The 5,903-nt window shown below is 67.9% G+C and carries 6 protein-coding genes; 3 read left to right on the forward strand and 3 right to left on the reverse strand.

What is annotated here, in order from left to right; translation table 11 throughout:
• On the forward strand, positions 1-721 hold a 721-nt coding region (locus AC04L7_RS10980; RefSeq protein WP_475513000.1), incomplete at its 5' end, for an alpha/beta hydrolase family protein.
• A gap of 1 nt (position 722) precedes the next feature.
• On the opposite strand, the gene AC04L7_RS10985 is transcribed toward AC04L7_RS10980, so the two are convergent.
• The 3 genes from AC04L7_RS10985 to AC04L7_RS10995 all read right to left on the reverse strand — a co-directional run bounded on the left by AC04L7_RS10985 (position 723) and on the right by AC04L7_RS10995 (position 2,835).
• Positions 723-1,073, reverse strand: coding sequence for a VOC family protein (locus AC04L7_RS10985; protein WP_435996328.1), 351 nt, complete (start codon positions 1,071-1,073; stop codon positions 723-725).
• A gap of 70 nt (positions 1,074-1,143) precedes the next feature.
• Positions 1,144-1,854, reverse strand: coding sequence for a helix-turn-helix transcriptional regulator (locus AC04L7_RS10990; RefSeq protein ID WP_475513001.1), 711 nt, complete (start codon positions 1,852-1,854; stop codon positions 1,144-1,146).
• Positions 1,855-1,866: 12 nt separating this feature from the next.
• Positions 1,867-2,835, reverse strand: a complete 969-nt coding sequence (locus tag AC04L7_RS10995; protein WP_296281039.1) for a LysR family transcriptional regulator — start codon at positions 2,833-2,835, stop codon at positions 1,867-1,869.
• A 110-nt stretch (positions 2,836-2,945) separates the two neighbouring features.
• Between AC04L7_RS10995 and aceB the strand changes: the two genes are divergently transcribed.
• A complete protein-coding gene (gene aceB, locus AC04L7_RS11000; RefSeq protein ID WP_475513002.1) occupies positions 2,946-4,577 on the forward strand; it encodes a malate synthase A in 1,632 nt (543 codons plus the stop codon).
• Between the two features lie 53 nt (positions 4,578-4,630).
• Positions 4,631-5,903: isocitrate lyase (aceA, locus tag AC04L7_RS11005; protein ID WP_475513003.1), on the forward strand; the 1,273-nt coding region annotated here is incomplete at its 3' end.

The following is a 5,903-nucleotide window of genomic DNA, read 5'->3' on the forward strand; positions in this document are numbered from 1 at the left end:
CACCTACCTCGGGCGCTACTGGGCGAAGCACGGCATCGCCAGCCTCCACGTGCAGCATGTCGGCAGCGACCGCACGCTGTGGGAAGGCAATCCCTTCACGCTGGTATCCCGCTTCCAGCACGCGGCGGGCGATGCCGAAGCCATCGATCGCGTCCGCGACCAGCGCTTCGCACTCGATCGCGTGCTCGCGGGCGAATGGGGAGCGAGCATCGATCCCGCGCGCATCATCGCGGCCGGGCATTCATACGGCGCCAACACCACGCTGATGTCCGCCGGCGCGCGGGTGGTGCGCCATGGGCAGACGATCCAGCTACGCGATCCGCGCATCCGTGCGGCGATCGTGATCTCCGCGCCGCCGTTCTATGGCGACCAGGATTTCCGCCCGATCCTGTCGGGCATCACCGTCCCCACGCTGCACGTCACCACGGCCGACGACATCATCCGCATTCCCAGCTTCGGATCCGGCGTGGACGACCGGCTCAAGGTGTTCGACGCGATCGGCGGCGCGCACAAGGTGCTGGCGGTCTACCGGCATGGCACCCACAACGTGTTCACCGATCACCGTTACTTCGATTCGCGCGAGGTCAGCGAGGACGTGAAGCGGGCCACCGAATCGCTGTCGCTGGCCTTCATCGACGGCACGTTCGAGGATTCGCCCGTCGAGCTCGCGCAGTGGCGGGCCAGCCACCGCGCGCTGCTGGCGCGCTACGAGACCCGTTGACTCAGGTCGCCGACCACACGGCCAGTTCGTAGCCGTCGGGATCGGTGAACTGGAAGCGCCGTCCGCCGGGGAAGGCGAAGATCGGCTTCGTGATGCGCCCGCCGGCGGCCTGGACCTTCGCCAGGCTGTCTTCCAGCGCCGTCGAATACAGCACGACCAGCGCGCCGCCCGGCTGCGCCGTGTCGTGGGCGAAGCCACCGGTCAGCCGACCATCGCGGAACTCGCAATAGTCCGGCCCGTAGTCCTGGAACGTCCAGCCGAACGCGTCGCCATAGAACGCCTTCGAGGCGGCGATGGAGGCGACGTTGAACTCGATGTAATCGATGCGATGGTGCTGGTCGGCGGTGCTCATGGCGGGTGTCCGTGGAGGAGGCCGTCAGTCTGGCCGAGTCCGTGCGCCCTGTCTTGGCGAAATCGGACAGTCAGTCCGCGACCTGCGCGATCAACTGGGTGGGCGTGAGGCCGGTGAGCCGGCGCRCATCGCCCGCCAGCTGCGCGGCGTCGTAGTAGCCCGCGTCGAGCGCGGCGTCCAGCAGGTTGGCGTGGTGGTGCCGGTGCTGCAGGAAGCGTTGCAGTCGCAGGATGCGCGCCAGCAGCTTCGGTCCGTAGCCGAACGCTTCGTCGCACCGTCGCAGCAGGGTGCGTTCGGTGAGGCCGAGATCGCGCGCAAGCTGCGCGACCGACTCGGGCTGCGGGCACGAGAGTCGCGCATGCACGGCCTGCATCGCGCGGTCGCGGGGCGGCGTGTCGACCAGGATGCGCTCGGCGAGCCAGGCCATCGCATCGCCCTCGCGCTCCGCCATGCGGTCGGCCAGTGCGCTCAGGCGCGGACGGCGGAGGTCGCGCAGGTCCACGCGCTGGTCGGCGAGGGCATGCAAGGGAACACCCATCCAGCGTGCGGCGGCGGCCGGCGCGAATCGCAGGCCCTGCAACCGTCGACCCGGCGCGACATGCGCGTACTGCGCCTGCGTATCCGGTCCGGCGATGCTCAGGCGCGCGCCATCCCACAGCAGGTCCACGCAGGCATCGGGCAGGACCAGCGCGGGCGCGGCGTGCGCGCCCTGCACGTAGTCCCAGCGGCAGAGCAGGGGCAGGCCGGGGGCAAGGTCGTGTTGTCGGTAACGGCCGCTCATGGAGGCAGGGCGTCAGCGTTCGGAATGGCCGCTCTCATCGTAATCGCGGCGCTCGAACAGGTGGGGCTGGATCAGTTCGATGAAGGCACGCGCCTGCGGCGACAGGAACTTGCCCTTGCGCACCACCACGCCATAGCTGCGCGACGGAAACCATTGCGCCAGCGAGCGCGCGGCGAGCCGGTCGCGGTCGGCGTCGGTCAGGCAGATCGACGCGATGATCGAAATGCCCATGCCCATGCTGACGTACTGCTTGATCACCTCCCAGCCGCCCACTTCCAGCGCGACGGTGTAGGGCACGCGCGCCTGCTGGAACACCAGGTCCACCAGCCGGTAGGTGATCAGCCGTTTCGGCGGCAGGATCAGGCCATGGGGCGAGAGATCCTCCAGCCGCAGGTCGCGCTTCTTCGCGAGCGGATGGTCGGGCGGCGTGATCAGCATCGGCTCGAAGCGGTAGACCGGCGCGTAGCTGAGATCGGCGGGCACATCGAGCACGGAGCCCACCGCCAGGTCCACGGCATCCGAGCGCAGCAGGTCGGTGCCGTCAGCGGTGGCGGCGTTGTGGAGGGTCAGCTTCACGTCCGGGTGTTCCTGGCGGAAGTGCTCCACGATCTTCGGCAGCAGGTAGAGGATGGTCGAGCTGTTGGCCGCCACGTTCAGTTCGCCGGCTTCCAGCCCGCTGACCTTTTCCCGGAACGTCGCGTCCAGCCCGTCCAGCCCCGCCACCAGCGGCTGCGCCAGTTCGTACAGCACCTGGCCCTCCCGGCTGGGGGTCAGCCGGCGCCCGCTGCGCTCGAACAGGGTGATCCCCAGGTCCCGTTCCAGTGCCTGCAGTTGCAGGGTGATGGCGGGCTGGCTGACGAAAAGCGCCTCCGCGGCCCGCGACACCGACCCCAGCCGGACCGTCTGGCAGAAGGCGCGCAGCGGCTTCAACCGGTCGGATTTGTAGGGAAATCGGGGGGTTGGCGCTTCTTTAGAGCTCACGTTCTAGTCAACTATAAGGCGAGCTTATTTAGTGCATTGACAAAACTGTTTTGTCAAATAATTCGACACGGGAGCACTGTGCGTCTCCAGCAAGACGCCAGGAGACGCCCATGTCCGCCACCGCTTTCGCCCTGCCGCCGCGCGACCCGCGCGCCGACCGCCCCACCCCCGGCATCGCCCTGACCGCCAACGTGGCGGGCCAGGACGCCCTGCTTCCGCCCGGCGCGCTGGCCCTGCTCGTCTCGCTGCACCGTGCGATCGAACCGGAGCGTCAGGCCCGGTTGGCGGCCCGTCGGTCGCGACAGGCCTTCTTCGACGCGGGCGGCCTGCCCGATTTCCGTGAGGACACCCGCGGCATCCGCGAGGGCGACTGGGCCGTCGCCCCGGTCCCGGCCGCGCTGCAGGACCGTCGGGTGGAGATCACCGGTCCGGTCGACCCGAAGATGGTCATCAACGCGCTGAACTCGGGCGCGAAGGTGTTCATGGCCGACTTCGAGGATTCCACCTCGCCGACCTGGCAGAATCTGCTGACCGGCCAGCGCGCGCTGGTCGGCGCCGTGCAGGGCGATCTCGAGTTCACCTCCGACGCCGGCAAGCACTACACGCTGAAGCCGCAGAACGAGCAGGCCGTGCTGCTGGTGCGCCCGCGTGGCTGGCATCTGGACGAAAAGCACGTGCTGATCGATGGCGCGCCGATCGCGGGTGGGTTGTTCGACATCGCCGTGTTCGCCTGGCACAACGCCCGCGCGCTGCAGGCCCGCGACCGTGGCCCGTACTTCTACCTGCCCAAGCTGCAGAGCATGGAAGAGGCCGCGCTGTGGGAAACCGCGCTGTCGCACATCGAAGCCGCGCTGGGCCTGCCGCACGGGCAGATGAAGGTCACGGTGCTGATCGAGACGCTGCCGGCCGTGTTCGAGATGCATGAGATCCTGCATGCGCTGCGCGACCGTATCGTCGGCCTGAACTGCGGCCGCTGGGACTACATCTTTTCCTACCTGAAGACCTTCCGCYGCCACGCCGACAAGGTGCTGCCCGAGCGCGGCCAGGTGACGATGACGCAGCCGTTCCTGAAGGCGTATTCGGAACTGCTGATCCAGACCTGCCATCGCCGCGGTGCCCATGCGATGGGGGGCATGGCGGCGCAGATCCCGATCAGCAACGACGAGGCCGCGAACGAACAGGCGCTTGCCCGCGTGCGCGCCGACAAGCTGCGCGAAGTCACCGCCGGCCACGACGGCACGTGGGTGGCGCACCCGGCGCTGATTCCGGTCGCGAAGACGATCTTCGACGAACACATGCCGCAGCCGAACCAGCGCAGCGTGCAACGCGAGGACGTGGCGGTCACGCGCGACGACCTGATCCGTCCGTCCACCGGCACCATCACGCGTGCCGGCTTCGAGGGCAACGTGGAAGTCTGCGTGCGCTACCTGGCCGCGTGGCTCGATGGCAACGGCTGCGTGCCGATCCATTGGCTGATGGAAGACGCCGCCACCGCCGAGATCTCGCGCACGCAGATCTGGCAGTGGCTGCACACCGCCGACGTGCACCTGTGCGACGGCACCCAGATCGATTACGCGCTGCTGCAGCGCACGCTGGCCGCCTTGCCCGCGAAGCTGGGCGACCACTCGCGGCTGCCCGGTGGCGAGCGCATCTCCGAAGCCATCGCCCTGCTCGACCACCTGAGCCGCGCCGACGAGCTGGCCGATTTCCTGACCTTGCCCGCGTACGACCGCATCGACTGACGCATCGACCGACCACCCCCACCACGACGCCCCACGACGAAAGAGAGCCCGCCATGAGCACCAAGCAACAGCAGATCGACGCCATCCAGAAAGACTGGGACAGCAATCCGCGCTGGACCGGCGTGAAGCGCGACTACGCCGCCGCCGACGTCGTCCGCCTGCGCGGCAGCCTGCAGCCGGAATACACCCTGGCCCGCCGCGGCGCCGAGAAGCTGTGGAAGCTCGTCAACGGCGAAGCCAAGAAGGGCTACGTCAACGCGTTCGGCGCGATCAGCGCGGGCCAGGCGATGCAGCAGGCCAAGGCCGGCCTGGAGGCCGTCTACCTGTCCGGCTGGCAGGTGGCCGCCGACGGCAACACCTCCGAGACCATGTACCCCGACCAGTCGCTGTATGCGTACGACTCGGTGCCGACGATGGTCCGCCGCATCAACAACACGTTCCAGCGCGCCGACGAGATCCAGTGGAAGAACATCTGCGACGGCAAGGCGAACGAAGCCGACGCGATCGATTTCTTCCTGCMGATCGTCGCCGACGGCGAGGCCGGCTTCGGTGGCGTGCTGAACGCCTACGAGCTGATGAAGAACATGATCGTCGCCGGTGCTGCGGGCGTGCACTTCGAAGACCAGCTGGCCGCGGTGAAGAAGTGCGGGCACATGGGCGGCAAGGTGCTGGTTCCCACGCAGGAAGCCGTGCAGAAGCTGCAGGCCGCGCGCCTGGCGGCCGACGTGCTGGGCGTGCCGGCCATCGTGCTGGCGCGCACCGATGCCGAAGCCGCCAACCTGCTGACTTCGGATTTCGATGCCAACGACCAGCCCTTCGTCACCGGCCAGCGCACCGCGGAAGGCTTCTACCGGGTGAAGAACGGCCTGGAGCAGGCGATCAGCCGCGGCATCGCCTACGCGCCGTACGCCGACCTGGTGTGGTGCGAAACCGGCACGCCGGACATCGGCTTCGCCCGCGAATTCGCCCAGGCGGTGCACGCCAAGCATCCTGGCAAGCTGCTGTCGTACAACTGCTCGCCCAGCTTCAACTGGAAGAAGAACCTAGACGATGCGCAGATCGCCCGCTTCCAGGACGAGCTGTCGGCGCTGGGCTACAAGTACCAGTTCATCACCCTGGCTGGTATCCACATCAACTGGTTCAACACCTTCAAGTTTGCGCACGACTATGCGCGCGGCGAGGGCATGAAGCATTACGTCGAGCAGGTGCAGGAAGCCGAATTCGCCGCGCGCGAGAAGGGCTACACCTTCGTGTCCCACCAGCAGGAAGTGGGCGCGGGCTACTTCGATGACGTCACCACCGTCATCCAGGGTGGCAGCTCCAGCG

The sequence above is a fragment of the Pseudoxanthomonas sp. LjRoot204_2 genome, from assembly GCF_056175765.1.

Excerpts from the sequence above, each read along its gene's own strand:
- AC04L7_RS10985 (WP_435996328.1), bottom strand. The coding sequence starts at position 1,073 with ATGAGCACCGCCGACCAGCACCATCGCATCGATTACATCGAGTTCAAC.